General features: G+C 73.2%; 23 protein-coding genes. 15 read left to right on the top strand and 8 right to left on the bottom strand.

Annotated elements, in window-relative coordinates:
- Positions 1-26: 26 nt before the first annotated feature.
- The 3 genes from OG286_RS29780 to OG286_RS29770 form a co-directional block, all read right to left on the bottom strand.
- Positions 27-1,241 carry an acetyl-CoA C-acetyltransferase gene (locus OG286_RS29780; protein ID WP_405359448.1) on the bottom strand — a complete coding sequence of 405 codons (1,215 nt, stop codon included), beginning with the start codon at positions 1,239-1,241 and terminating at the stop codon, positions 27-29.
- Between the two features lie 239 nt (positions 1,242-1,480).
- Positions 1,481-2,623 (bottom strand): acyl-CoA dehydrogenase family protein, encoded by a 1,143-nt coding sequence (locus OG286_RS29775; protein ID WP_396319146.1) that lies wholly within the window; start codon positions 2,621-2,623, stop codon positions 1,481-1,483.
- 10 nt (positions 2,624-2,633) lie between these two features.
- Positions 2,634-3,785: a CaiB/BaiF CoA transferase family protein gene (locus OG286_RS29770; protein WP_396319147.1), complete on the bottom strand. Its 1,152-nt coding sequence runs from the start codon at positions 3,783-3,785 to the stop codon at positions 2,634-2,636.
- Positions 3,786-4,055: 270 nt separating this feature from the next.
- Between OG286_RS29770 and OG286_RS29765 the strand changes: the two genes are divergently transcribed.
- The 7 genes from OG286_RS29765 (at position 4,056) to OG286_RS29735 (ending at position 11,752) form a co-directional block, all read left to right on the top strand.
- Positions 4,056-4,526 (top strand): hypothetical protein, encoded by a 471-nt coding sequence (locus OG286_RS29765; protein ID WP_396319148.1) that lies wholly within the window; start codon positions 4,056-4,058, stop codon positions 4,524-4,526.
- 33 nt (positions 4,527-4,559) lie between these two features.
- Complete coding sequence (locus OG286_RS29760; RefSeq protein WP_405359449.1) at positions 4,560-6,725, top strand: hypothetical protein; 2,166 nt, start codon at positions 4,560-4,562, stop codon at positions 6,723-6,725.
- A gap of 5 nt (positions 6,726-6,730) precedes the next feature.
- Entirely contained in the window at positions 6,731-7,759 is a 1,029-nt protein-coding gene (locus tag OG286_RS29755; RefSeq protein ID WP_405365894.1) for a hypothetical protein, read from the top strand.
- A gap of 152 nt (positions 7,760-7,911) precedes the next feature.
- Positions 7,912-8,946 carry a hypothetical protein gene (locus OG286_RS29750; protein WP_396319151.1) on the top strand — a complete coding sequence of 345 codons (1,035 nt, stop codon included), beginning with the start codon at positions 7,912-7,914 and terminating at the stop codon, positions 8,944-8,946.
- Positions 8,943-10,232 carry a sensor histidine kinase gene (locus tag OG286_RS29745; RefSeq protein WP_396319152.1) on the top strand — a complete coding sequence of 430 codons (1,290 nt, stop codon included), beginning with the start codon at positions 8,943-8,945 and terminating at the stop codon, positions 10,230-10,232. Before OG286_RS29750 ends, OG286_RS29745 begins: the two co-directional genes overlap by 4 nt.
- Positions 10,229-10,942, top strand: a complete 714-nt coding sequence (locus tag OG286_RS29740; protein WP_396319153.1) for a response regulator — start codon at positions 10,229-10,231, stop codon at positions 10,940-10,942. Before OG286_RS29745 ends, OG286_RS29740 begins: the two co-directional genes overlap by 4 nt.
- Before the next feature lie 126 nt (positions 10,943-11,068).
- A complete protein-coding gene (locus OG286_RS29735; protein WP_396319154.1) occupies positions 11,069-11,752 on the top strand; it encodes a Pr6Pr family membrane protein in 684 nt (227 codons plus the stop codon).
- 137 nt (positions 11,753-11,889) lie between these two features.
- Here OG286_RS29735 and OG286_RS29730 read toward each other — a convergent pair whose 3' ends face one another.
- A complete protein-coding gene (locus tag OG286_RS29730) occupies positions 11,890-13,497 on the bottom strand; it encodes an ABC-F family ATP-binding cassette domain-containing protein (RefSeq protein ID WP_396319155.1) in 1,608 nt (535 codons plus the stop codon).
- A gap of 435 nt (positions 13,498-13,932) precedes the next feature.
- On the opposite strand from OG286_RS29730, the gene OG286_RS29725 reads away from it, so the two are divergent.
- From OG286_RS29725 to OG286_RS29710, 4 genes are all read left to right on the top strand, one after another.
- A complete protein-coding gene (locus OG286_RS29725) occupies positions 13,933-15,144 on the top strand; it encodes a hypothetical protein (protein WP_396319156.1) in 1,212 nt (403 codons plus the stop codon).
- Between the two features lie 132 nt (positions 15,145-15,276).
- Positions 15,277-16,914: an ABC-F family ATP-binding cassette domain-containing protein gene (locus OG286_RS29720; RefSeq protein ID WP_396319157.1), complete on the top strand. Its 1,638-nt coding sequence runs from the start codon at positions 15,277-15,279 to the stop codon at positions 16,912-16,914.
- 61 nt (positions 16,915-16,975) lie between these two features.
- Entirely contained in the window at positions 16,976-17,665 is a 690-nt protein-coding gene (locus OG286_RS29715) for a nitroreductase family protein (RefSeq protein WP_396319158.1), read from the top strand.
- Positions 17,666-17,740: 75 nt separating this feature from the next.
- Positions 17,741-18,322, top strand: coding sequence for a GNAT family N-acetyltransferase (locus tag OG286_RS29710; protein WP_396319159.1), 582 nt, complete (start codon positions 17,741-17,743; stop codon positions 18,320-18,322).
- Between the two features lie 41 nt (positions 18,323-18,363).
- On the opposite strand, the gene OG286_RS29705 is transcribed toward OG286_RS29710, so the two are convergent.
- The gene (locus OG286_RS29705) at positions 18,364-19,320 is read right to left on the bottom strand and encodes an aldo/keto reductase (RefSeq protein ID WP_396319160.1); all 957 of its coding nucleotides are present in this window, start codon (positions 19,318-19,320) and stop codon (positions 18,364-18,366) included.
- Positions 19,321-19,386: 66 nt separating this feature from the next.
- Complete coding sequence (locus OG286_RS29700; RefSeq protein WP_396319161.1) at positions 19,387-19,995, bottom strand: GDSL-type esterase/lipase family protein; 609 nt, start codon at positions 19,993-19,995, stop codon at positions 19,387-19,389.
- Between the two features lie 318 nt (positions 19,996-20,313).
- On the opposite strand from OG286_RS29700, the gene OG286_RS29695 reads away from it, so the two are divergent.
- Positions 20,314-21,837, top strand: a complete 1,524-nt coding sequence (locus OG286_RS29695) for a carbohydrate binding domain-containing protein (protein WP_396319162.1) — start codon at positions 20,314-20,316, stop codon at positions 21,835-21,837.
- Between the two features lie 32 nt (positions 21,838-21,869).
- Here the strand turns inward: OG286_RS29695 and OG286_RS29690 are convergent, their stop codons facing one another.
- Positions 21,870-22,520: a LysE family translocator gene (locus tag OG286_RS29690; RefSeq protein ID WP_396319635.1), complete on the bottom strand. Its 651-nt coding sequence runs from the start codon at positions 22,518-22,520 to the stop codon at positions 21,870-21,872.
- A gap of 475 nt (positions 22,521-22,995) precedes the next feature.
- On the opposite strand from OG286_RS29690, the gene OG286_RS29685 reads away from it, so the two are divergent.
- The 3 genes from OG286_RS29685 (at position 22,996) to OG286_RS29675 (ending at position 25,385) form a co-directional block, all read left to right on the top strand.
- Positions 22,996-23,886, top strand: a complete 891-nt coding sequence (locus tag OG286_RS29685; protein WP_396319163.1) for a phosphatidylinositol-specific phospholipase C — start codon at positions 22,996-22,998, stop codon at positions 23,884-23,886.
- A gap of 39 nt (positions 23,887-23,925) precedes the next feature.
- Positions 23,926-24,663 (top strand): MBL fold metallo-hydrolase, encoded by a 738-nt coding sequence (locus OG286_RS29680; RefSeq protein ID WP_396319164.1) that lies wholly within the window; start codon positions 23,926-23,928, stop codon positions 24,661-24,663.
- A gap of 74 nt (positions 24,664-24,737) precedes the next feature.
- Positions 24,738-25,385, top strand: a complete 648-nt coding sequence (locus OG286_RS29675) for a hypothetical protein (protein ID WP_405365893.1) — start codon at positions 24,738-24,740, stop codon at positions 25,383-25,385.
- 658 nt (positions 25,386-26,043) lie between these two features.
- Here the strand turns inward: OG286_RS29675 and OG286_RS29670 are convergent.
- Positions 26,044-26,595 carry a VanZ family protein gene (locus tag OG286_RS29670; RefSeq protein WP_396319166.1) on the bottom strand — a complete coding sequence of 184 codons (552 nt, stop codon included), beginning with the start codon at positions 26,593-26,595 and terminating at the stop codon, positions 26,044-26,046.
- Between the last annotated feature and the right edge of the window lie 23 nt (positions 26,596-26,618).

Genomic DNA, 26,618 nt, shown 5'->3' with positions numbered 1-26,618 from the left:
TCCGGGGGGAAAGAGGAGTCGGGAGGTCAGATGCGCTCGACGATGGTGGCGATGCCCATGCCGCCGCCGACGCAGAGGGTGGCCAGGCCGTAGCGCAGGTCGCGCCGCTCCAGCTCGTCGATCAGGGTGCCGAGGATCATCGCCCCGGTGGCGCCCAGCGGGTGGCCGAGGGCGATCGCACCGCCGTTGACGTTGACCTGGTCGTGCCGGAACCCCATCTCCCGGACGAACCGCAGGGCGACGGCGGCGAAGGCCTCGTTGATCTCGACCAGGTCGATGTCGGCGGCGGTCAGCCCGGCCTTGGCGAGCGCCTTGCGGGTGGCGGGGGCCGGGCCGGTGAGCATGATGGTGGGCTCGGAGCCGGAGACGGCGGCGGAGACGATGCGGGCGCGCGGGCGCAGCCCGTACCGCTCGCCGATCTCCCGGTTGCCGATGGCGACCAGGGCGGCGCCGTCCACGATGCCGGAGGAGTTGCCGGCGTGGTGGACGTGGTCGATGCCCTCCACCCAGTGGTACTTCTGCAGGGCGACGGCGTCGAAGCCGCCGGCGTCGCCGATGCCGGCGAAGGACGGCTTGAGGCCGGCGAGGCTCTCCACGGTGGTGCCGGGGCGGATGAACTCGTCGCGGTCCAGCACGACCAGGCCGTTGCGGTCGCGGACCGGGACGACCGAGCGGTCGAAGAGGCCGTCGGCCTGGGCCTTGGCGGCACGGGCCTGGGACTCGGCGGCGAAGGCGTCCACGTCGGTGCGGGAGAAGCCCTCGATGGTGGCGATGAGGTCGGCGCCGATGCCCTGCGGGACGAAGTGGTTCTCGTAGTTGGTCATCGGGTCCATCGCCCAGGCGCCGCCGTCGGAGCCCATCCGCACCCGGGACATCGACTCGACGCCGCCGGCCAGGATGAGGTCCTCCCAGCCCGAACGGACCTTGGCGGCGGCCAGGTTGACGGCTTCCAGGCCGGAGGCGCAGAAGCGGTTCTCCTGGACTCCCGCCACGGTGTCGGGCAGACCGGCGGTGACGGCGGCGATCCGGGCGATGTCGGAGCCCTGGTCGCCGATCGGGCTGACCACGCCGAGCACGATGTCGTCGACCGCCGCCGGGTCCAGGTCCGGGAGGCGGCGGCGCAGTTCGTGGATCAGGCCGACGACCAGGTCGATCGGCTTGGTGCCGTGCAGCGAGCCGTTGGCCTTGCCCCGGCCGCGCGGGGTGCGGATCGCGTCGTAGACGTACGCTTCGGTGGTCACGGTGGAGAGCCTTTCGGGCAAATGGGTGGTCCGGTGGTCCGGGGAGGGGTGCTCCACGGAGGGGTGATCCGGGGAGGGCTCCGGGGACGGGTGGTCCGGGGAGGGGTGGTCCGGGGAGGGCTGTTCCGCGGAGGGGTGGTCCGAGGAGGGGTCCGGGCCGTCCGGGGAGGACGGCCCGGGAGAGGTGGCCGGCCCGGGAGAGGTGGCCGGCCGGGGGAGGTGGCCGGCCGGGAGCAGGGCTAGCCGAGGAGGGAGCGGCCGACGATCTCCTTCATGATCTCGGTGGTCCCGCCGTAGATGGTCTGGATCCGCCCGTCGGTGAACGCGCGGGCGACCGGGAACTCGCTCATGTACCCGTACCCGCCGTGGAGTTGGAGGCAGCGATCGGCGGTGCGCTTCTGCAGTTCGGTGGCCCACCACTTGGCCATCGAGGCGTCCGCCGGAGTGAGCGCGTACCGGTTGTGCTCGGTGATGCAGCGGTCCACGAAGGCGCGGGTGACGGCGCACTCGGTGGCGAGTTCGGCGATCTCGAAGCGGACGTGCTGGAGCTTGGCGAGCGGCCGGCCGAAAGCCTCGCGCTGCTTCACGTACGCGGTGGTGATCTCGACCAGGTACTCGGCGCCGGCGATCGCGGCGGCGGCGATGGTGAGCCGCTCCTGGGCGAGGTTCTGCATCAGGTGGACGAAGCCCTGGTTCTCCTCGCCGAGCAGGTTCTCCTTCGGGACGCGGACGTCCTCGAAGAACAACTCGGCGGTGTCCTGGGACTTCTGGCCGATCTTGTCGAGGTTGCGGCCGCGCTCGAAGCCGGGCATGCCGCGCTCGACCACCAGCAGGCTGAGGCCGTGCGCGCCGCCCTCGGGGGTGGTGCGGGCGACCACGACCACCAGGTCGGCGAGGATGCCGTTGGAGATGAAGGTCTTGGAACCGTTCAGCAGGTAGTGGTCGCCCTGGTCGACGGCGTGGGTGCGGATGCCCTGGAGGTCGGAGCCGGCGCCCGGTTCGGTCATCGCGATGGCGGTGATCAGCTCACCGGTGCAGAACCCGGGCAGCCAGCGGCGCTTCTGCTCGTCGGTGGCGAGCGAGGTGAGGTACGGGCCGATGATGTCGTTGTGCAGGCCGAGCGCGAGGCCGGAGGCGCCGGCCCGGGCAAACTCCTCGGCCAGCACGGCGGCGTAGCGGAAGTCCGTGCTGCCCCCGCCGCCGTACTCCTCGGGCACGGCGAGGCCGAGCAGGCCCTGCCGGCCGGCGGCGAGCCAGGCGGAGCGGTCCACGATGCCGGCCTGCTCCCAGCGGTCGTAGTGCGGCAGCACCTCCTTGGCGAGGAATGAGCGGACGGTCGTCCGGTAGTCCTCGTGCTCCTCGGTGTAGATGTCGCGTTGCACGGCAAGCTCCTTATCGGGCCTCGGAGTCGGCGGAGTTCTTGGAGGTCAGGAGCCCGGGCACACCCCAGTCCCGGGCGACCTCGGCGGCGTCCGCGCCCGGCCGCGCCGGCGGGCGGCGCAGCGCGCCGGGGGTGGCGGAGAACCGGGGCGCTGGGGCGGGCTGGGTGAAGCCGTCCGCCTCGACGTACGTCCGGCGGGCCACCAGGTGTTCGGACGCGGCGGCCTGGCGCATCGTCAGGACAGGTTCGACACAGGCGTCGGAGCCGGCGAAGACGTCCTCCCATTCGGCCCTGGTCCGGGTGGCGAAGCGGGCGGCGATCAGGGCGCGGAGTTCGGGCCAGCGGGCCGTGTCCCACTGGCCGGGTGCGTCGGGGCCGAGCTCCAGCAGCCGGGCGAACTCGGCGTAGAACTGCGGCTCCAGCGCGCCGACGGCGAGGTGGCCGCCGTCCTTGGCCTGATAGACGGCGTAGCAGGGGGCGCCGCCGTCCAGCAGGTTGACGCCCCGGCGGTCCTGCCACTGGCCGGACGCGAGCAGGCCCCAGAGCACGGAGGTGAGGTGGGCGGCGCCGTCCACGATGGCGGCGTCGACGACCTGGCCGGTGCCGGTCCCGCGGGCGTGGTGGAGTGCGGCGAGCAGGCCCACGACCAGGTAGAGCGAGCCGCCGGCGAAGTCGCCGAGCAGGTTGACCGGGATGGCGGGCGGTCCGTCGGCCGGGCCGATCATGCCGAGGACGCCGGCCACCGCCGAGTAGCCGATGTCATGGCCGGCCCGGGCGGCGAGCGGGCCGTGCTGGCCCCAGCCGGTCATCCGGCCGTAGACCAGGGCGGGGTTGCGGCCCAGGCAGGCGTCCGGGCCGACGCCGAGACGCTCGGCGACACCGGGGCGGTAGCCCTCGATCAGCAGGTGGGCCCGCTCGACCAGGTCGAGCACCTGACCGGCCCCTTCGGGGGACTTGAGGTCGACCAGCACCGAGCGCTTGTTGCGGTTGGTGACGTCGTACCCCGGGTCGATGCCGAGCGGCGAGGCGTTCGGCCGGTCGACGCGCACGACGTCGGCGCCGAGGTCGGCCAGCAGCATGGCGGCGAAGGGGCCGGGCCCGATTCCCGCGAGCTCGACCACCCGGACGCCGGCCAGCGGGCCGGGACTGCTGGTGTCATGCACTGGCTACAGACCTTCCGGGGTTTGACAGTAAAGCTGTCACACTCGCGATGATAGGGAAGCGACCCGCCGGTAACAAGACCTTCGGACCCGGACACCCCGGCCCGTTCGCCACCCCAACGCCCGCCCTTTCCTTCCTGACGGATCCTTGACGCGCACGGCGCAACCGCGACCACGAAGAGTGCGTCGGTATACCGACGGAAGGGCCGACAGGGCCGTCCTGCTTGTTCGGAGGGGTTCCGGCCACCGGCCGGAGGAAGAGAGCAGACGCACATGGGTAACCCAGGGTTCACCACCGGGCCGATCGCACCGGCATCCCCGCCGGGCGCGCCGCGCAACCCGGCACCGGGCACCATCATTCCGATCTCCGCACCGGGCACCTCCCCGTTCGCGGCCGGCCCCACCCCGAGCCCCTCCCCCGGCCCGGCACCGTCCGCGCCGACCACCCGGCTGGACCACCCGACCGAGCTGGGCGCCTCGGCCGGCATCGCCCGGCAGATCGCCACCGACCTCGACAACGCCAACGGCAAGGGCGGCAACAACCTCGCCGAACACGCCTCCACGGCGGCCACGAGGATCCGCGGCTTCGCCTTCGGCGGCGCCCTCACCGGCTCCACCGAGCGCTGGCTGCAGCAGTGCAAGAGCCTGCACGACAAGCTGACCGGCACCGCCGAGAAGCTCGAGGACACCCAGCGCAACTACCGGTCCAACGAGCACGCCACCACCGCCGGTTTCGGCGCCTGAGACCCGAGAGAACAGAAAGGGAGCCCCAGAAGCATGGTGTCCTTCAAGGAACTGCGCGAGGCCGACTTCTCCGGCGTCACGGAGACCGCCGAGGCCTGGACCAGCATGGCCAAGGCACTGGAATCACTGGACGGCCGGGTGGGCCGGGAACTCACCAACACCCCGCAGCGGGCCGGCTGGGAGGGCGCGGCCGCCGACGACGCGGGCCGGGCCCTCCAGGGCATCGACACCGACTTCACCCAGGCATCCGGTGTCGCCACGGCCCTCGCCGCGATCATCCGGGACGCGGGCGAGGACTTCACCGCGGCCCGCAAGGACCTCGACAACGCGCTCCACGACGCGAGCGAGCAGAAACTCATCGTCGCCGACGACGGGGCGGTCAGCTGGCCGCCGATGTCCAGCCAAGGCCACAACGACCCCGACTACCAGGAGACCCTGCGCACGTACCAGGCCGACATGAAGGGCAAGGCCGAGGCGATGAGCACGCGGATCGGCCAGGCCGTCGCGAAGGCCACCGCCGCCGACCAGCGCGCCTCCTCCTCCCTGCAGAGCGACGTCGGCACCAGCACCACCGCCTTCAACGCCCGCCCGTACGGCGGCGGCGACGCGGCCGACGCCAGGCGGGCCACCGACCTGCTGGGCAAGGGCGGGAGCCTCTCCGACGACGAGCGCAAGCGGCTGCAGAACCTGATGGCCGCCGACTCCGGCTCCAAGGAGTTCTCCACCACGCTGCTGGCCGGCCTCAGGGCGGGTGACAAGACCGGCCCGGAGGCGCTGCTGGAGTACTCCAAGGCCTACAACGGCTACGCCCACGGCGATCACGACGCCGGCGACTACCAGGACATCTACGGCAGCCTCTCGAAGGTGCTCGCCACCGCCACCAAGGACGGCGGCATGGGCAAGGAGTGGGAGGACAGCCTGCTCAAGGCCGCCCGCAAGCCCGGTGGTTCGGCCGCCGGGTACAACGAGGGCTACCCGGCGCTCACCCAGCTGATGGGCGCCGGCGGGAGCTACGACAAGGGGTTCCTGGAGAGGGTCGGCAACGACCTGGTCGACTACGAGAAGAGCAGCAAGCACAAGGGCGAGGACCTCTGGGGCCCGTTCTACACCGTGCCGGGCGACAAGTCGACCGACCCGATGGGCGGCCTGATGCGGGCGATGAGCCACAACCCGGAGGCGTCGAAGGCGTTCCTCGACCCGGCCAAGAGCGGCAACCTGGACTACCTGCTCAAGGACCGCAAGTGGCCCAACCAGGACAACGAGGCCAAGATGTTCCCCGCCGACCTCAAGGCGAGCTCGCACGCGGCCTTCGCCGACGTCCTGGAGGCCGCCACGACCGGCCGTGACCCGCACGGCAACGGAAAGCCCGTGCGCCCCCACGACGAGGGGATGGTGCGGATCATGGACAAGACGCTCACCACCCTCGGCGGGGACCGGGCCGGCCACGAGAACGAGCTCTCACCCGTCCTGCGCCGCCCGCTGGCGAACATGATCTCCGAGTTCCCGGCGGACACGCACGACATCCTCAGCAAGGACCTCTCCGGCCCCTCCCATCCGGAGGGGCTCACGGCCAGCCGGGAACAACTGCTGCGCGTCATCCGCGGCGTGACCGAGGACCCGGAGGCGTTCGCCGTCATCCACCTGTCCGAGAGCCGGGAAGTCGGCCGCCGGATGGACGAGTTCGGTCCGGAGAACTTCAAGCCCGACGTCACCGGCCGCCCGAACCCGCAGTTCGCCGGTTTCCTCGACGAGTCCGGGAAGGCGCTCGGAGCGCTCGACGCCGTGCGCGCGGACACCTTCATCGACCACAAGTCGGACGAGCAGTTCAAGAACAACTGGAAAGCCAAGATGGACTACCACGTCTACGGCACCGCGGCGAACATGCTGAAGATCCCGGGTGCCTCCTGGTTCCCGCTGGGTGACGTCGCCCAGCGTCTGGTCGACGTCGGCACCTCCGACTGGGCGAACAAGGCCAACGCCGAACTCGACGTCAGGACCCAGGGCGATGTGAGCAAGAACTACACGGCCGGCGAGTCCCAGCTGATGACCACGATCCAGGAGAAGGCCCGCCGGTCGGGCGTTTCGGACCAGGACATGACCGCGACCGGCAGCGTGACGAAGCAGCTGGCCGACAGCGCCGGGGTGCACTACCGCTCGTCCATCGACCGGGCGTACCACAACGCGCTCGGAAACCCGTGACCCGCATGACGACGGAGAAACTCGACCAGGCCCTCACCCGGCGCGGCTTCACCACCCGGCGGCTGCGCCTGCGGGCGGCGGCCGTGATCGTGGCGATCACGGCCGGCCTCTCAGGGGTACTGCTGTACAGCCTCACCAACGTCCTCGGTCCGGAGACCGTGTGCAACGGGGTGGTGAGCGCCGACGCCCTGCACGACGCCTTCGGACCCGGGCGGATCAGCGAGGAGCACGGCGAGCCGGCGCCACTGCACGACAGCGGGTCGTCGTGCACGGCGGTGGTGAGCACCGGGGCGTTCGGCGGGCACAGGTCGGTCCTGGTGGGGGTCCGCTCGGACCGGAACACCGCCGTGTTCGAGGCCGAGGCCGGCGCGCGCCTGTTCGCCGCCTCGGCCAACGGCGGTTCGGCCGGCGGCGTCACGGGCCCCGTGGCCTGGGCGTTGCTGCCGGAAGGCTGCGGCACCGGAGGACTGCGTGCGCGGGTCGACGCGACCAAGGGCGGTTCCGTCGACGACGGCGAGCTGGCACGGTTCGCGGTGGCGACCGCCAACGGGATCGCGGCGCAGCTCAACTGCACCCAGCCGAAGCTCCCGGCGCCCAAGAGCCTGTCGGCCCCGGGCGCGCAGCAGGACCTGGACAGCGGCAACGTCTGCGGCCTGCCCGGGCTGACGCTCCCCGGCGGGCCGTCCGCCGCCCGCGGACTGAAGCAGCAGGCCACCACCGCGTTCGCCCCGCTCTGGTCCTGCGACGTCGGGACCAGCAGCGCGGCCGCGACCTTCGCCATCGGGACCGAACCCCGGCTCCGGGCGCCGGACGCCGACAAGGACACTCCGGAGGCATTCGGCCGCGCACGCTGGACCATGGGCTTCTCGTCCCCGAACAACGACGAGGTGATGACGACCTGTCAGGGCAGGCCCACCTACTTCAAGATGAGGCTGCTGGGCAACTGGAACCTCTTCCCCGACGTCACGGACCTGTGGAAGCAGTTCCTCACCGCCGGTGGCAAGGCGATCGGCTGCGAGCCGATCATCCCGTAGCGGTACGCTCCCCGGGCCCGTCCGAGCTCTTCGCCCGGGCGGGCCCGCGCGTCCGCGGTAGGAGGCCCGGCGGTACGGATCCCCCCGGAGGGGGAGGCGGATCATGAGCCGGGGGGACGTCCTGGCGGGCGCCGGTGCGGGAGCGTGGCGGCATGACCACAAGGACCTCCGTCGACCGGGTACGGGTGACGGCCGCCTGGACCGCCGTCGCCGCAACGGTGCCGTATCTGACGATCAAGGTGCTCTGGCTCACCGGCCACCCGGTCGGGGTCGCCGACCGGGCCGGGATGGACAAGCTCTGGTTGGTGAACCTGCTGACCTTCGGCATGGACGTCATCGCCGTCCTGCTGGCGCTCGCCTTCGTCCGGCCGTGGGGGCGGCGGGTGCCGGCCGGACTGGTCGCGTTCCCGATGTGGGTGGCGACCGGGCTGCTCGGCACCGTCCTGGTGGCACTGCCGCTCAGCGCGCTCGCCTCGGTGCTGCTCGGACCGGAGCAGAGCCCGGCGAGTGAGAGCTCGGACGGCGGGGGCCCGGAAGGGCTCGCCGGCTGGGTGTTCGCCGTCGTCTACGGCGGATTCTCCGTCCAGGGCGTCGCGCTGATCACCGCCTTCCTGCTGTACGCGCGGCGGCGCTGGGTGGGCCTGCTCAGCAGCCGGATCGGCGACCTGCCGGACTCCCCCACCCTCACCGTGCAGCGTGCCCTCGCCGGCGTCGCCGCGCTGCTCGCGCTCGGTGTGGCGGCGGCCCGCACGTACTGGGCGGCGGGTGGCTCGACGGGGCTCCCGGTGCTGTTCACCGAGCAGCGCACCCGGGCCTCGGGCGTGCTGGACGGCGTGACCGCGGTGATGGCGGTGGCCGCCGTCGCGGCGCTGCTGGTTCTGGTGTTCCGCGCCCGGCCGGAGCGGCGGCTGCGCCTGCCGGTCGCGGTGGTGTGGACCGCGGGTGGCTCGTTGTTCGGCTGGGGCGGCTACCAGCTGGTCGCGCTCGGGACGACCAACGAGGTGACCGACCTGCGCAAGGCCGTGCCGGGGCTGATGCCGCTGGTGGAGGCCGGGCAGTTGGTGACGGGCCTGCTGATCCTGGTGGTCGGCACGATCGCCCTCGTCGAGCGGACGGCCGCGCACGCGGTCACCGACGGGACGACCACCGCCGGGCCGACGGTCACTGACGTAGAGTCGGCCGGGTGAGCACGGGGGCGGGCACGGATCGGTGGGGGCTGCGGCGGGCCGGGGGCGCGCTGCTCGGTCGGCAGGCCCGGCTGCGCTGGGTGCACCTGGTGCTCGGCGGCGCGCTGCTGATGCCCTACTGGATGCTCTCGACCGTGCTGATCGGAGCACTCAACCCGCAGCACGACCCGATGGTCCAGCTGCTTCTCTACCTCGCCGCGCTCGGGTTGTCGCTGCCGATGGCCGCCGTCACCGCGTTGGTGCCGACGGTCCGCGCACTGGAAGGGGCCGCCGCGCGGGCCCTCTGCGCACCGAGTCGGCCGGACGAGGTCGCCACCGGGCCGGCCCGGTCCTGGGCGGCCCGGCGGCAGGCCGTCGCCTGGTACGTCCTGCACCTGCTCTTCGGCGGGGTGGTCAGCGGGATGACGCTGGCCGGGGTGCCGTTCGCGGTCTTCCTGATGACCTCGCCGCTGGGCGGGCCGCCGGTGGCCGAGCTGCTGCAGTTCTGGCAGGACCGCGGGTTCCCGTCCTGGCTGCCCGGACCGCTCATGGGCCTCGCGCTGACGCTGCTGATCCTCTCGACCAGCGCCGGCCTGGGCACGCTGCTGGCCCGCTGGGCACCCGTCCTGCTCGGCCCGACCCCGGACGAGCGGGTGGCCGCCGCCGAACGGCGGGCCACCGTGCTCGCCCAGCGCAACCGGCTGGCGCGCGAGCTGCACGACTCGGTCGGCCATGCCCTCAGCGCGGTCGGCATCCAGGCCTCGGCGGCCGCCCGGGTGCTGCGGAGCGACCCGGACTTCGCCGAGGAGGCGCTCCAGGCGATCGGCGAGACGGCGCGGGCCGCGGTCGCCGAGCTGGACGCCGTGATCGGCCTGCTGCGGGAGGAGGACCGGGCCGACGCCGAGCCCGCCGGGCCGACCCTGGCCGGGCTGGACGACCTGCTGCGACAGCTCGCCCGCACCGGGCTGAACGTCGACGCCGAGCTGCCGCCCGGCCTGGACCGGCTGCCGGCCGCGTCCTCCCGCGAGGCGTACCGCATCGTCCAGGAGGGCCTCACCAACGTCCTGCGGCACGCCGGCCCGACCGCGCCCGCCGGGCTGCGGCTGGGGCTGGCCGCGGGCCGGCTGGAGATCGAACTGACCAACCCGCTGGGCCCCGCCCGCCCCAGCCGCCCCGGCGGCGGCCGCGGGCTGCGCGGCATCGGCGAGCGGGCGGCGGTGCTTCACGGCGGCTGCGAGGCCGGTCCGGCGGACGACGGAACGACGTGGCGGCTGGCCGTCTGGCTGCCGGTGGGAGGGACACGATGAGCGGGACGACGAACGTGACGGATGGGCCGGGCGGGCCGGGTGCCGCGGTCCGGGTGGTGATCGCCGACGACGAGCGGCTGGTGCGGATGGGCCTGCGGGTGGTGATCGACGCCGAACCGGACCTGACCGTGGTCGGCGAGGCCTCCGACGGCGCCGAGGCGGTGTCGCTGGTGCGCGAGCTGCGGCCGGACGTGGTGCTGATGGACGTCCGGATGCCCGGCATCGACGGCATCCGGGCCACCGAGCAGTTGGTCGGCGGCATGGCCGACCCGCCGAAGATCATGGTGGTCACCACCTTCGAGCACGACGACCACGTGTACGACGCGCTGCGGGCCGGCGCCGCCGGCTTCCTGCTGAAGCGGGCCAGCGCGGAGGAGATGGTCCAGGCGGTGCGGCTGGTCGCGCGCGGGGACTCGCTGCTCTTCCCGGCCGCGGTGCGCGAGCTGGCCCTGCGCCACGCCCCGGCCGGGCAGCGCGCGGGCGCGCCCGCGCCCGCACAGGGGCCGATCGGGCGGCTCACCGAGCGGGAGGGCCAGGTGCTGCGGCTGATGGCCGCCGGGCTGAACAACGGCGAGATCGCCGGGCGGCTGGTGGTCAGCCAGGAGACGGTGAAGACGCACGTCGGCAGCGTGCTGGCCAAGCTGGGCGCCCGGGACCGCACCCAGGCGGTCATCGCCGCGTACGAGTCGGGCTTCGTCCTGCCGGGGTAGCTCCCGGGCAGGGAGCACCTGCTCCGACGTTTCTTCCGTCCCGGCCCTACCAGCGAGTAGAGTGCGGCCTTCCCTCCCTCTACCGCCCGATACCTCCCGTATCGCCTGAAACGAACTGGTGGCCGTATGTCAGTCCGGACCCGTCCCGCGCTCTGGTGGCGCATGGGCATCGTGCTCTCGGCGGGCCTCGGCCTGACCCTCCAGACCGCGCCGCTGGTGTACTTCACCATCCAGAGCAACGTGATCGTGCTCGGCTACTTCATCGGCGCCGTCTACTGGATGGTCAAGCGCGGCACGGTGGACGCGCCCGCGCCCCGGCTGCGCGGCGCCGCCACGCTGTACATCCTGATCACCGGGCTGGTCTCGCACATCCTGCTGGAGCACGGCGCCAACCCGCTGCCCGGGCTCTTCGACGGCCCGGACAAGCTGCAGCACTGGTCGTCGTTCTTCCTGCACTACGTCACGCCGGTGATGGTGATCATCGACTGGCTGACGCTGAAGCCGCGCAACGCCTCCGCCTGGCGGGACATCCCGCTCTGGCTGGCCTTCCCGCTCGGCTACGCGGCGATCGTCCTGGTCCGCAACGCGCTGTTCTCCAACTACCCGATGCCGTACCCGTACTTCTTCTTCGATCCGACGACCGAGGGCTACGGCTACGTGTGGGGCCAGATAGCCCTGCTGACGGTGGAGTTCATCGTCCTCGCGGCGACCGTGATCGGGCTGGACCGGCTGGGCACCCTGGTCGCGGGCAAGCTCCGGCCGGGTGCCGCGGCCGCTGCGGAGCCGGTCTCCGAGGCCTCCGAGGTCTGATCCCCGACCCGCACCGACCCGACGCACCCCGACCCGACCCACGCGGCGGCCGGCTCGGATCCGCCAGGAGCGGATCCGGTCGGCCGCCGCGAGCATGTCGGTCCGTCAGCACCTCGGTGGCGCGCCCCGGTGACGGACTACATCGGCTCCACCGCCCGCAGTTCGCCGTCCAGCTCCAGCCAGCGGGTGAGCCCGAGGCCGCGCAGGAACGGCAGGTCGTGGCTGACGACGATCAGCGCGCCCTGGTAGGCGGCGAGCGCCTCGGTGAGCTGGCGGACGCTGGCCAGGTCGAGGTTGTTGGTCGGCTCGTCGAGCAGGAGAAGCTGCGGCGGCGGGTCGGCCAGCAGCAGGGCGGCCAGGGTGGCGCGGAACCGCTCGCCGCCGGAGAGGGTGGCGGCCGGCTGGTCGGCCCGGCCCCCGCGGAACAGGAAGCGGGCCAGCCTGGCCCGGATCGCGTTGTCCCCCGCGTTCGGCGCGAACCGCTTGACGTTCCCCGCGACGGTGAGCCCGTCGTCCAGCAGGTCGAGCCGCTGGGGCAGGTGGCGCACCGGCACCGGTGTGGTGATCTCGCCCTCCAGCGGGGAGAGTTCACCGGCGATGGTGCGCAGCAGGGTGGACTTGCCGGAACCGTTGCGGCCGACCAGGGCGATCCGCTCGGGGCCGCGCAGGTCGAGGTCGGCGGTGGCTCCGTAGGGCAGCCGGACCTTCTGCAGGGTGAGGACGGTGCGGCCGGCCGGGACGGCGGTGCGGGGCAGGTCGATCCGGATCTCGGCGTCGTCGCGCACCGCCTCCTCGGCGGCGGTGAGCCGCTGCTTCGCCTCCTCCAGCCGCTCGGTGTGCATGCCCTGGAGCCGGCCGGCCGTCTCCTGGCCCTGGCGCTTCAGCATGCCGCGGAAGATGTGCGGGTCGTTGCGGGTGACCGAGCGCTTCTTGCCGTAGCTGGCGCTGCGCTCCAGCCGGACGCGGGCCTCGGACAGGTCGCGTTTCTGGCGCTGGACGTCGGCCTCGGCGTTGCGCAACAGCCGCTCGGCCGTCTCCTGCTGGGCGGCGAGGGTACGCTCGTACTCGGCGAAGTTCCCCCCGTACCAGGTGACCTGACCGTCCCGGAGGTCGGCGATCTGGTCGACGTGCTGGAGCAGCTCGCGGTCGTGGCTGACGATCAGCATCACGCCGCTCCAGCCGGCCACCGTCTCGTAGAGCCGCTCGCGGGCGGCCCGGTCGAGGTTGTTGGTGGGTTCGTCCAGCAGCAGGACGTCGGGGCGGCTCAGCAGCAGGGCCGCGAGCCGGAGCAGGACGGCCTCGCCGCCGGAGAGCTCGCCGGTGGTCCGGTCGAGGCCCAGCCGGTGCAGGCCGAGCCGGTCGAGGGTGGCGCGGGCGCGCTCCTCGACGTCCCAGTCGTCGCCGACGGCGTCGAAGTGCCGCTGGTCGGTGTCGCCGGACTCGATGGCGTGCAGGGCCTCGCGGGCGGCCCGGACGCCGAGCGCCTCGTCGACCCGCAGGCCGGTGTCGAGGGTGAGGCCCTGCGGCAGGTAGCCGAGCTCGCCACCGACCTTGACGGTGCCCGCGGTCGGGGTGAGCTCGCCGGCGACGAGGCGCAGCAGGGTGGACTTGCCGGAGCCGTTGAGCCCGATCAGGCCCGTCCGGCCGGGGCCGACGGCGAGGTGGAAGCCGTCCAGGACGGTCTTGCCGTCGGGCCATTCGAAGGCGAGGTCGGTGCAGAGGACGGAGGTGCTGGGTTGTGCCATGAGTGGCCTCCCGGTGGTTGCCTGCGGTCTTGGGGAGCGACACGGGAGACACCGCGGGAGTGCACGCAGGGAGCGGGAAGGGGCCGAGGGCCGTCAAGGGCCACGGACCGGCTCACCACTGAGGTCGCGCACTCGCACACTCACGCTCCGCGGGCAGCAGGGCTGCATCGCGGCGGGGGCGGTGTCTCGGGACCTCAGTAGAGCAACGGCCTTCTCCTGTTCTGACGGGTGGCACGGATCACGCTACGGAGGCCCGGCGGGGGCCGCAACAGGTTTTTCCCGTGCCGATGACGTGCCGATCCCGTGACAGCTCTGTCCCGGTCAGGGGCGGATGTAAGAACGCCTTTATCCACATGGCAGACTCCTCACCGGCCATACCTGCGGACCGTGCCGTCCTGGGCCGTATGGCGTTCATCCACAGGGGGAACTGAACTCATGTCACACATATCCCGGACGACTCGTGCTGCGCTGGGCGCCTCCGTGGTCGCGCTGACGATGGTGGTCGCGACGGCGTGCGGGCCGGACAACAGCGACACGACCGGGGCCGAGACCGCGGCGCCCACCACCGCGGCCACCAGCACCGACAAGCCGGGCGCGGCACCGATCAAGCTGCCCAGCCTCGACGAGCTGAAGAAGTGGAAGTACGAGGACTGGGAGAAGTTCGCCCAGCAGAACGTGATCACTCCGGCGGTGAAGGGCTTCTGGGACCTCCAGAAGATCCTCCAGGCCAAGCCGTACAAGCCCGGCCAGCCCACGGCGCAGCCGACCACCCAGCCGACGGCACAGCCCACCGCCCAGCCGACCTCCCAGGCACCGGCCCAGCCGACCTCCCAGGCGCCGTCGGACGGTGGCAACGACCCGCTGCCGAAGCTGGTCGAGGAGAAGCCCGTCCCGCACCCGTTCGCCAAGAACTTCCACGTCAACGGCAAGCTGTTCTTCCAGGACGGCAACCAGGACTACGTCTGCTCCGGCACCGTCGTCTCCGACCCGGCCAACCCCGGCAAGAGCAACCTGGTCTGGACCGCCAGCCACTGCCTGCACGGCGGCAAGGGCGGCAAGTCGCACACCAACATCACCTTCGCCCCGGCGTTCAACAGCACCGGCGTGGTGAGCGGCGGCAAGCAGGCCTCGCTGACGCAGGCCGAGCCGTACGGCGAGTGGGGCGCGGTCGCCGGCATCGTCTCCCCGACCTGGTCGAGCGAGGCCGACCCGGAGTACGGCGGCCCGTGGAGCCAGTACGACTTCGGCATCATCAAGGTGGCCAACCCGGACGGCAGTGGCAAGTCGCTGGAGGAGGTCGTCGGCGGTTCGGTGCCGGTCTGGTTCAACGCGCCGCGCGACCAGATCACCGCGGTCAGCAGCTACGGCTACCCCGCCGGCAAGCCCTTCGACGGCATGGAGCTGGAGCACTGCGACAGCGGCAAGCCGGTGCGCCACACCATCGACGCGAGCCGTCCGGCGATGCTGACCATCGGCTGCAACGGCACCGGCGGCGACAGCGGCGGCGGCTGGTTCACCACCAAGGACGGCAAGCAGGTCCTGGTGTCGGACACCTCCATCGGCGGCAACGACAACACCTGGGAGGCCGGCCCGTACCTGGACGACGTCGCCCAGCACGCGCTGGAGTACATCTCCAAGAAGAAGTGACCTCGGGCACGTCCTGAGCACCCGGGGCCCGCGGCCTTCCCGCCGCGGGCCCCGGCGCGTTACCCGGTCCCCTCCCGGGCGCCGCGGGCCGGCTCCTGCCCGGTCCCCGGCTCTTCTAGAATCGGGGGCATCATGAGCGCCACACTCGTAGTCAAGGACCTCAGCGCCGGTCACGGCGACCGCACCCTCTTCTCCGGCCTGGACCTGGTCGTCGCCCCCGGGGACGTGATCGGGCTGGTCGGGGTGAACGGCGCCGGCAAGTCGACGCTGCTGCGGCTGCTGGCCGGGCTGGACACCCCCGAGGGCGGGTCGCTGCGGCTCAGCCCGGCGTCCGCCAACGTCGGCCACCTGCCGCAGGAGCCGGAGCGGCGGGAGGGCGAGTCGGTCCGCGACTTCCTGGCCCGGCGCACGGGTGTGGCGGCGGCGCAGGCCGCGCTGGACGCGGCCACCGAGGGCCTGGTCGAGAGCCGCCCGGGTGCCGACGACGACTACGCGACCAGCCTGGACCGCTGGCTGGACCTCGGCGGCGCCGACCTGGAGGAGCGGGCCGAGGAGGTCGCCGACTCGCTCGGGCTGAAGGTCTCGCTGGACCTGCCGATGACCGCGCTCTCCGGCGGCCAGGCCGCGCGGGCCGGCCTCGCCTCGCTGCTGCTCTCCCGCTACGACGTCTTCCTGCTCGACGAGCCCACCAACGACCTCGACCTGGACGGCCTGGAGCGGCTGGAGTCCTTCGTCAAGGGCCTGCGCGCCGGCACCGTGCTGATCAGCCACGACCGCGAGTTCCTGGCCCGCACCGTCACCAAGGTGCTGGAGCTGGACCTCGCCCAGCAGCAGGTCAACCTGTACGGCGGCGGCTACGAGGCGTACCTGGAGGAGCGCGCGACGGCCCGCCGGCACGCCCGCGAGGAGTACGAGGAGTACGCCGACACCAAGGCCGGCCTGGAGGCCCGGGCCCGGATGCAGCGCGGCTGGATGGAGCACGGGGTGCGCAACGCGCGCCGCAAGTCCTCCGACAACGACAAGATCGGCCGGGCGATGCGGTCCGAGTCCACCGAGAAGCAGGCTTCCAAGGCCCGGCAGACCCAGCGGATGATCGAGCGGCTGGACGTGGTCGATGAGCCGCGCAAGGAGTGGGAGCTGCGGATGGAGATCGCCACCGCGCCGCGCTCCGGCTCGGTGGTCGCCACCCTGCGCGGGGCGACCGCCCGCCGCGGCGACTTCACCCTCGGCCCGGTGGACCTCCAGATCGACTGGGCCGACCGGGTCGCCATCACCGGCGCCAACGGCGCGGGCAAGTCCACCCTGCTGGCCGCGCTGCTCGGCCGGCTCGAACTCGACGGCGGCAGCGCCGTGCTGGGCTCCGGCGTGGTGGTCGGCGAGGTGGACCAGGCGCGCGGGCTGTTCCTCGGCGGGGAGCCGCTGGCGGAGGCGTTCGCCGCCGCCGTACCGGAGTTGACGCCGGAGGAGGTGCGCACGCTGCTGGCCAAGTTCGGGCTGAAGGCGGTGCACGTGCTGCGTGCGGCGGACACCCTCTCCCCCGGCGAGCGCACCCGGGCGGCGCTGGCGCTGCTCCAGGCGCGCGGGGTGAACCTGCTGGTCCTGGACGAGCCCACCAACCACCTGGACCTGCCGGCCATCGAGCAGTTGGAGGCCGCGCTGGCCTCGTACACCGGCACGCTGCTGCTGGTCACGCACGACCGGCGGATGCTGGACACGGTCTCGGTGAACCGGCGGATCGAGGTCGGGGGCGGGCGCGTCCACGAGAGCTGACCGCCCGCCGATTGGTCTCGACCTCTTCCCGGCTGGTCCGTCATGTGCTGTGCTGTCGGCCATGGTTGAGAGCCAGATGGTTGACAGCACGGCGGACGGCCCCTCCTACCCGAGCGTCCCGCTCCGCCCGATGACGGTGCCCGCCCACGAGGCCGAGGCACGCAGCAGGTCCTTCCACGACGTGATGGCGCTGCGCCGGACCGTCCGCGACTACTCGACCCACCCGATCCCGGACGGCGTGGTCGAGTGGGCGGTCCGCACCGCGAACACCGCGCCCAGCGGCGCGCACGTCCAACCGTGGCGGTTCGTGGTGATCACCGACCCGGAGCGCAAGCGGCGGCTGCGCGCGGCCGCCGAGGCGGAGGAGCGCGAGTTCTACGCGCACCGGGCCTCCGAGGAGTGGCTGGCCGCGTTGGCGCCGATCGGCACCGACTGGCAGAAGCCGTTCCTGGAGGACGCTCCCGCCGTGATCGTGGTGTTCGAGGTGCACAAGGGCCCCCGGTCGCCGCGCCCGTACTACACCAAGGAGTCGGTCGGCATCGCGGTCGGCCTGCTGCTCGCCACCCTGCACCAGGCCGGGCTGGCCACGCTCACCCACACCCCGAGCCCGATGAGGTTCCTCAACGAGGTGTGCGAACGGCCCGCCGAGGAACGGGCCGCCTACGTCATCCCGGTGGGCTACCCGGCGGACGGCGCGCGCGTCCCCGACCTGCGGCGCAAGGAGCTCGACGACGTCCTGGTGCGCCTCTGACACGCCCCCGGGCGGCGCCCCGCACCCGCGCCCTCCTGGTGGTGGCAGGTCTGGACCACGGTCATAATCGCGGTCATGAGCCCTGTCATGTCACGGTCCCGTGAGGTCTCCCCCGGCCGGCCGCCGGAGCTGCTGCGGCTGGCGGGCGGGGTCTCGCTGCACCGCCGCTCGACCGGCCACACGGCCGCGCTCAACGCCGCCGTCCGGGCCAACCTGGACCACCTGCGGCCCTGGCTGGAGTGGGCCGCGGAGGCGCCCAGCCGCGCGCAGACCGCCGAGGCGACCAGAGCCGGTGCCGCCGCCTGGGACGCCGGCACCGACTTCATCTACCTGGTCGGCCTGGACGCCCGGCCCGGCAGCGTGATCGGCTCGTGCGGCCTGCACGGCCGGATCGGCCCGGGCGCGCTGGAGATCGGCTACTGGGTGGGCACGGAGCACGTCGGCCGGGGCATCGCCACCACGGCCGCCGGGGCGCTCACCGGGGCCGCGCTCGCCCTGCCCGGCATCGGGCGGGTGGAGATCCGCTGCGACCAGGCCAACACCGCCAGCGCCGCCGTGCCGCGCAAGCTCGGCTACCGGCTCGACCGGATCGCCGACACGGCGGTGCGGGCACCCGGCGAGACGGGGCGGCAGCTGGTCTGGGTCAAGGAGCGCTGAGCGGGGAGCCGGGGCCGGCCGGCCCCGGCCACCGGGGTCGCTCAGTAGCGGCTGCCGGTCGGCGTCGGCAGCGCGTCCAGCTCGGCGAGATCCGCCGCCGGGAGCACCACGTCGGCCGCGCCCGCGTTGTCCACCAGGTACTTGGGCGTCTTGGTGCCCGGGATCGGCAGGACGTACCGGCCCTGCGCCAGCACCCAGGCCAGCGCCACCTGCGCCGGCGTCACCCCGACCCGAGCGGCGACCTCCTTCACCTTCTCCACCAGCGCGAGGTTGGCCGCCAGCGCGTCCTGCTGGAACCGCGGCAGCGAGCGGCGGAAGTCGCCGGCCTGCAACTGGTCGGCGGAGGAGATGCTGCCGGTCAGGAAGCCCCGGCCGAGCGGCGAGAACGGCAGGAAGGCGATGCCCTCCGCCTCGGTGTACGGCACCACCTCGGCCAGCGCGTCCCGGGTCCAGAGCGACAGCTCGGACTGGACCGACGCCACCGGGTGCACCGCCTGCGCCCGCTTGATCTGCTCGACGCTCACCTCGGAGAGCCCGATCCGGCGCGCCTTGCCGGCCGCGACGGTCTCGGCGAGCGCGCCCCAGGTCTCCTCGATCGGCACCTCCGGGTCCACCCGGTGCAGCTGGTAGAGGTCGACGTGGTCGGTGCCGAGGCGGCGCAGGCTCTCGTCGATCGAGCGCCGCACGTGCTCCGGGCGCCCGTTGTTCCCCGCCATCCTGCCGCCGGTGCCCGACACCAGGCCGACCTTGGTGGCCAGCACCGCACGCTCCCGGTACGAGCCGGCCAGGGCCGCGCCGACCACCTCCTCATTGGTGTACGGGCCGTAGTAGTCGGCGGTGTCGATCAGGGTGACGCCGAGGTCGAGCGCCTCCCGGATCACCCGGACCGACGTCTCGTCGTCACGGTTCTGCAGGTCGTAGGCCCAGGTCATCCCCATGCAGCCGAGGCCGACCACGCCGACCTCGGGACCCTGCTGACCAAGCGTGGAGGTGCGCATCTTCCGGTGCTCCTTCGTGTGTTGCGGATCAACGGCTTCAGCCTCTCCCTTCGAGTGCACTCGAGGTCAAGCCCCTCCTCCGAGCACCCACTCCCGCCAACCGCCCGCCAGCACGAGACCGGCGAGCCGCCGGTAGCCCCCCGCCCCCGGATGGGCGCCGTCGCCGGCGAGGGCCTCGGCGGTCCAGACCGGATCGGCGGCGAGCGCGGCCGTCACGTCGACGAAGGACCCACCGCGCCCGGCGCAGAGCGCGGCCGGCGCGCCTACGAGCGCCGGCAGCCGGTCCAGGTGTTCCGCGCCCGCGTCGGCCACCGGCGGCGGGCCGACCACCAGGACACCGAGTCCGCGCCCCCGGGCACCGTCCAGCAGGGCGGCGAGGTTGGCCACGCAGCGCTCCGGTGCCACCCGTGGGCGACCCGCCTCCCGCACGGTGTCGTTGCTGCCGACCGAGAGGACGAGCCGGCTGTCCGCCCCGGGCACCGTCCGCGCGTCCACCTCCGGCCGGATCCGCGCCAGCACGTCCGCCGAGGTGTTCCTGCGGACGCCCAGGTTGAACGCCGTCACGTCCCCGCCGGTCGCCTGGAGCACCCGGCCGACCCAGCCGCGGTACTCCGGGTCGCCGACGCCCTGGGTGAAGGAGTCCCCGGGGAAGCAGATGCGCAGATTCCTGATCATCGCGCCGCCCTGGGGAGCTGCGCTCGGCGGGCGGGCAGCCTTCCGACAGGCGGACACCGGCGCCGGAGCGGAATGATCTTCCTTTGCCCCCGCCCGGCACCCGGGCCGCCCCGGCCTCCCTCAAACCGCGCGTAAGCCTTTCCCTGGAGGACCTTTGATGCCCCGGAAGTTCTTGACGTGCGCAGCTGGTCTAGTCCACGTTGGTGCCCAGTACCGCGCACCTCCCCGCACCGGACACCACCTCACCGCCCACGGTCGCCCGCCCGCGCTCCCCACCGCGGCGGGCGGCAGCCGGGCGCCGTCCCGAGAGGCACCCCCATGCCACGCGCGCCCCACGACATCTCCGCGCCCGACACCGCCGCACCCGGCACCGCCGGCCGGGCCACACTGCTCGGCCTCGCCGCCGCCACCGTACTGGCCGCCGGCGGGCTCGCCACCCTGGCCGGGAGCGCCGGCGCGGCCGACGGCAACCTGCTCGCCAACGCCGGCTTCGAGAGCGGCGCGGCCGCCCCCTGGAGCTGTTCCGGCGGCACCGGAAGCATCGCCGACTCCGGCGCACACACCGGCTCCCACGCCCTCAAGGGGGCCGCGAGCAGCAGCGACACCGCCCAGTGCGGCCAGACCGTCACCGTGCAGCCCAACACCAAGTACACCCTGAGCGCCTGGGTCCAGGGTCAGTACGTCTACCTGGGCGCCACCGGCAGCGGGGTCACCGACCCGGCCGTCTGGACACCCGGCGGCGCCGCCTGGCGGCAGCTCTCCACCACCTTCACCACCGGCCCGGCCACCACCAGCGTCACCGTCTACCTGCACGGCTGGTACGGGCAGGGCGCCTACCTGGCCGACGACGTCGCGCTCACCGGCCCCGGCGGCAACCCGTCCACCCCGCCGCCGACCCCGGCCACGCCGACGGTGACGCCGACGCCCACCGGCACGGCGACACCCACCACGCCGCCGCCGAACGTCGCCGTCCCGGTGGCCCCCTACATCGACATGGGTGCCTGGCCCACCCCGTCCCTGCCCACGATGGCCAAGGCCGGCAACCTGAAGTCGTTCACCATGGGCTTCGTCACCGGCGTCGGCTGCAAGGCCAGCTGGTTCAACGCCTACGACCCGCGCACCGGCTGGGCCAAGGACCAGGTGGACGCGCTGCGGGCGGCCGGCGGCGACGTCAAGGTCTCCTTCGGCGGCGCCAGCGGCACCGAACTCGCCGCCGCCTGCACCACGGTGGACTCGCTGTTCGCCGAGTACGACGCCGTGGTGAAGGCGTACAACCTGCGCTACGTCGACTTCGACATCGAGGGCGCCGCGATCGCCGACACTGCCGCCAACGACCGCCGCTCGGCCGCGCTCGCCAAGCTGCAGAAGGCCAACCCCGGCCTGAGGGTGTCGTTCACCCTGCCGGTGCTGCCCGAGGGCCTGATCACCGAGGGCGTCGCGATCGTGAAGTCCTCCCGGGACGCGGGCGTGGCCGTCGACCTGGTGAACATCATGGCGATGGACTACTACCGCGCCGGCCTGGACTACGGCGAGGCCGCCGTCCAGGCCGCGCAGGCGCTGTACGGCCAGCTGAAGGCGCTCTACCCGGCGAAGGGCGACGCGCAGCTGTGGGCCATGGTCGGGGTCACGCCGATGATCGGCGAGAACGACGACCACCAGATCTACAACCAGGCGGACGCCCAGCAGCTGGTGGCCTTCGCCAAGCAGCACCACCTCGGCGAGCTGGCTTTCTGGGACGCCACCCGGGACGCCAACGCCTGCACCGGCGCACTCTTCAAGTGCACCAACATCCCGCAGCAGCCGTACGAGTTCGCGAAGATCTTCGCGCAGTACGGCGGCTGAGCCGGGCGCCGGCGGCTCCCCGCCCGGAGGCGTCAGGGAGCCGCCAGCACCACCCGCGAGCGGTCGGCGGCGATCCGCACCGCGAAGCCCGCCAGCGCGGTACCCATCAGATAGCGGTGCACCCGCTGCCAGAGCGGGCGCCGGGCGAAGAACGAGGACACCGAACCGGCCGTCAGCACGAACACCGCGTTCCCGGCCACCCCGACCGCGATCTGCGTCAGGCCCAACAACAGGCTCTGGACGGCGACATGGCCGCGCTCCGGCTGGACGAACTGCGGCAGCAACGAGACATACAGAATCGCGATCTTGGGATTCAGCAGACAGGTCAGCAGACCCATGCCGAACAGCCGCCCCGGCCCGTCCGCCGCCAGCTCCTTCGGCGCGAACGCCGAACTGCCACCCGGGCGGACCGCCTTCCAGGCCAGCCAGAGCAGGTAACCGGCACCGGCGAACTTGACCGCCAGATAGATCTCCGGCACCAACGCGAACACCGTCGCGATACCAGCGGTCGCCGCGAACAGATAGGTCAGGAAGCCGACGAACACGCCCGCCAACGAGATCAGCCCGGCCCGACGGCCCTGAGCGACCGAACGGGAGACCAGATAGATCATGTTCGGCCCGGGGGTCAGCACCATCCCCGTGGACACCACCGCAATGCCGGCTATCGCGCTGAGACTCACCATCGTGATCTCCCCGTTCCCTGTCGTGCTCGCGGCGCGTCCTGCCCCGATCAAGGCCCTCATCCTACGAAGAATGTGATCGCTGCAGGCTTCCGCACCCCGCTCGACATCGTCGACGGCGCCGCCCGCGGCGGTGAAGAAGATCCCGCAGAGGATCCACCCGCCCCGGGAGAGCGGGCTGGCGCCGTCGGCGGTCGGCCAGACGCCGACGGCCAGGCAGACCGCGGTCCCCGTCAGTCCGAGGACGCCCGCTCCGACCGGATCCTGCCCACCGTTCTGCGGTCCATCGCACGCTCCTCGGCCGACCCCGGCCTCGGCATTCATCCGGACGAGTGCCCGCGGGGTGCCGGTTCCACCGTCCGCACCCCTGGGCAAAGCGGGCCGGCATCCCGACAATGAGCATGCCACTCACTCTCCCGTCCCGTCCCCACACACCCAACGGGGGTACCACGCCATGTCCTTGAGCACCCGTACACCGATGAGCAGGCGCACCTTCGGCCGCACCGCCCTGCTGGGCGCCCTCGCCTCCGCCGGGCTGGGGGCGGGCATGCCGCGGGCCTCCGCGGCCACCGTCCCGGGCGGGGCGGACTGGCTGGGCGCAGTCGACCCGCAGGCCTCCCTCGCGCGGCTCACCCTCCCCGGCACCCATGACACCTGCTCGCTCTACGGCGGCGCCCTGACGCAGACTCAAACGCTATCGGCCCCGGACCAGTTCGCGGCAGGCATCCGCTTCCTCGACATCCGCTGCCGGTTCATCGACGGCGTGTTCGCCATCCACCACGGCCCGGTCTTCCAGCAGATCTTCTTCGGCGACGTACTCAACCAGTGCCAGGCCTTCCTCGCCGCGCACCCCGGCGAGACCCTGGTGATGCGGGTCAAGCAGGAGTACTCCACCGTCTCCGACGCCGAGTTCGGCGCCGTCTTCGCCGACTACCAGCGGCGGTGGCCGGGCCTGTTCTGGGCCGAGGACCGGATCCCGCGCCTGGGCGAGGTCCGCGGCCGGGTCGTCCTGATCGCCGACAACTCCGGCCTGCCCGGCCTGCGATGGGGCGGCCCGCGCACCGACATCGAGGACGACTACGACATCGGCACCATCTTCGACCTCAACTCCCGCAAGTGGCCCGAGGTCTCCTCCCACCTCGACGCCGCCCGGGCCGCCACCGACCCGCAGCGGCTCTTCCTCACCTTCACCTCCAGCTCCGGCTGGGGCCTCTGGCCGCGCCAGGCCGCCGACGCGATCACCCCCAGACTGCGCGGCTACCTCGGCGGCCTCGACCGTTCCGCCCGGCCGGTGCTCGGCACCGTCCCGATGGACTTCGTCACCGCCGAACTGGTGCGCTCGCTGTACGCGTTGAACTTCGGCGCCTGACCCGGCAGGCCCCGCCCGGCCGCATGAGAGCATCGCCTGATGCGCAGACTGACGGTGCTGGGAACGTGCGGGGCCTGGCCGGAGGCCGGGCGGGGTGCCAGCGGCTTCCTGCTGGAGTACGACGGGTTCCGCCTCGTGCTGGACCTCGGCTACGCGACGCTCCCCCGCCTGCTGGAGCACGCCCCCGCCGGGGATGTCGGCGCGGTGGTCGTCACCCACGAACACCCCGACCACTGCGCCGACCTCAGCGCCCTCTGCCGCGCCCGTTACTTCGCCCAGCCGCGCGGGCCCCGCCTGCCGCTGTACTGCCCACCGGGGGTCGTCCGGCGGGTCCAGGCGATGGAGCCGACCGAGGACCTGCGCGAGGTCTTCGACGTGCACGACCTCCCGGGGAGCCACCGGGTGGGCCCGTTCGGCCTCGACGCCGCCCTGCTGCCGCACCATGTCCCGCACGCCGGCGTCCGCCTGGCCGCCCGCGGCCTGACCCTCGCCTACAGCGGCGACGCCGGTCCGGGCGAGGCCCTCGCCCGGCTGGCGGCGGGCGCCGACCTGTTCATCGCCGGGGCCACGCTGCAGGGCACCGCACCCGACGGCGACGACCCCCACCTGATGAGCGCCGCGACGGCCGGCGCCTGGGCGGCCCGCGCGCGGGCCGAACGCCTGCTGCTCACGCACTTCTGGCCGGGCAGCGACCGCGACCGCTCGGTCGCCGAGGCCCGGAGCACCTTCGCCGGTGAGGTCCTCGCGGCCGACGAGGGGCTGGTGGTCACGCTCTAGGCGGACGCGGACGCGGACGCGGACGCGGGCGCGGGCGCAGACGCAGACGGCCAGCCGGCCGGTCGGCTCGCTACGTGCACCAGAACAGGAACGGCGTGCAGCTGGGCGTCGGCTTCGGGGTGGTGGTGGCCGAGGGGCGCGGGGCGGTCGCCGAGGGCTGCGGGGTGGTGGACGGGGCGGTGCTCGGCGCCGGCGGGGCCGGCTGGGCCGGCTGGGCCGGCTGGGCCGGGTCGGGGGCACGGGTGGCCGTCGGCGCCGCCGGAGCGCTGCTCCTGGCGGGGGCGGAGGCAGACGCGGTGGGGCTCGGGCCGGTGCGCTGGGCGATCGGCGCGGCCGGAGCCTTGGTCACGCTCGGCGCGGCGGTGGGGATGGCGGTGGCCGGGGCGGAGGCGCTCTGCGACTGCGCCGTGTCCGGCCCGCCCGCGCCGGGCGAGGGCGGGGCACCCTCCGTGCCGCTGGCGGCCAGCGCCGCCGCGCCGAGGCCCGCGACGGCCAGGCCGACGACCGAGAGCACCAGGACGCCGGGCCGCCTGCCGGACCGGCGGGCACCGCGCCGGGAGGCGGCCGGCCCGGTGGCACGGCCGCTCTGGGGGGGCGACGCCCCGGCGGGCAGCGGGCCGGGTACGGAGGCCTCCGGTGGCGTCTCCCGGTTCTCCGCGGGGGCCCCGCAACCGGGGCAGGCCAGGGCGCCGTTCAGGTGGCGGCGGCAGGGTGCGCAGTAGTCCATGTGATCTTCCCGTGCTGCCGGGGCGGCCGGCACACACCGGCCATCGTCGGCCGGCTCCACGCACGTCGTCGTGCGCATGCGGAGCCTAGGCAGCCCGACTGTGAGGGTTCCAGACGCGGCTGTGATGCTTTTGCGAAGGTTGCGTCGCCCTCGCCGTGCCCGCGGTGGACTACGCCGCCGCCGGCACGTCCGCGTGCGTGGCTCCACGGACACGTCCGGCCCCCGGCCGGCCCACAGGCGCGCCGCCTACCCCAGGTACGGGTAGTCCGCCGTCTGGGCGCCCGGGCGGACACCGGGGACGAAGCCGCCCTCGCGTACCAGCCTGTCGGTGATCTCCGGGGTGTTCAGCGCATTCCTCGCGACCACCGCCGCCGACCAGATCGAGCAGCCCGCGGAAGTGCGCGTCCCCGACGGTTCTCCCCGGGGAGGCGCCCTGCAGCGGCAGGCTCTGGGCCATCCGGGTGGACGACCACCGCGCCGAGCGTGAACAGCATCCTCTTCCGTAGTCCGGGAACGCGGAAGGCCTGACCGAACGTGCCCAACGTCCTCACCCCTCTCCCCTGCCAGATCTACGTTTCCCGTCGTGGTGCCACCCGGAGCAGTGCAGCGGGTCGGTGCGTCGAGTCAGCGGGTCGGTGCAGCGGGTCGGTGCGTCAGGCCCGGCCCTCCCGCAGCGAACGGGCGCCCGCGCGGGCCAACGGACCGGCGAGCAGGCCGAACGCCGCGCCGAGGGCGAGGCCGAGCAGGTTGTCGCAGACGTCCTGCAGGTCGCAGGCCCGCCCGAGCGCGGGCACCGCGTACTGGGCGGCCTCGACCCCGAACGGCAGCGCCGCCGCGGCCACCAGGACGGCCACCACCCGGGGCTTCGTCCCGGCGAGGGCGGCAGCGAATCCGATCGGCAGGAACACCAGGACGTCCAGGTCGGCCTGGCGGGACGTGAGCCACTCGCCGGGCGGGCGCAGCCGTACGCCGTCGAGGGTGCAGTGCCGGACGGCGAAGCGGGAGTACTCCCAGAACGGGCCCTGCGTGTCGGGGAGCAGCGAGAGCGTCACCAGCCCGCCCAGTGCGAGCAGCAGCACGAACGCCACCGCCCAGTGCGCCCGCAGCAGCCGCCCCACCGGCCGGTTGAGCAGCGCGGCCGGCACCAGCGAGCAGAGCAGCCCGGGCCAGAACATCGGCATCGTGCCGAGGACAGCTTTGATCACGCCAGAACGGACGCCGTCGAACG

The organism is Kitasatospora sp. NBC_00039, assembly GCF_045160625.1.
Taxonomy (GTDB): Bacteria; Actinomycetota; Actinomycetes; order Streptomycetales; family Streptomycetaceae; genus Kitasatospora.
The sequence above is the reverse complement of the archived record's forward strand: the minus strand, read 5'-3'. Positions and strand labels throughout refer to the sequence as shown.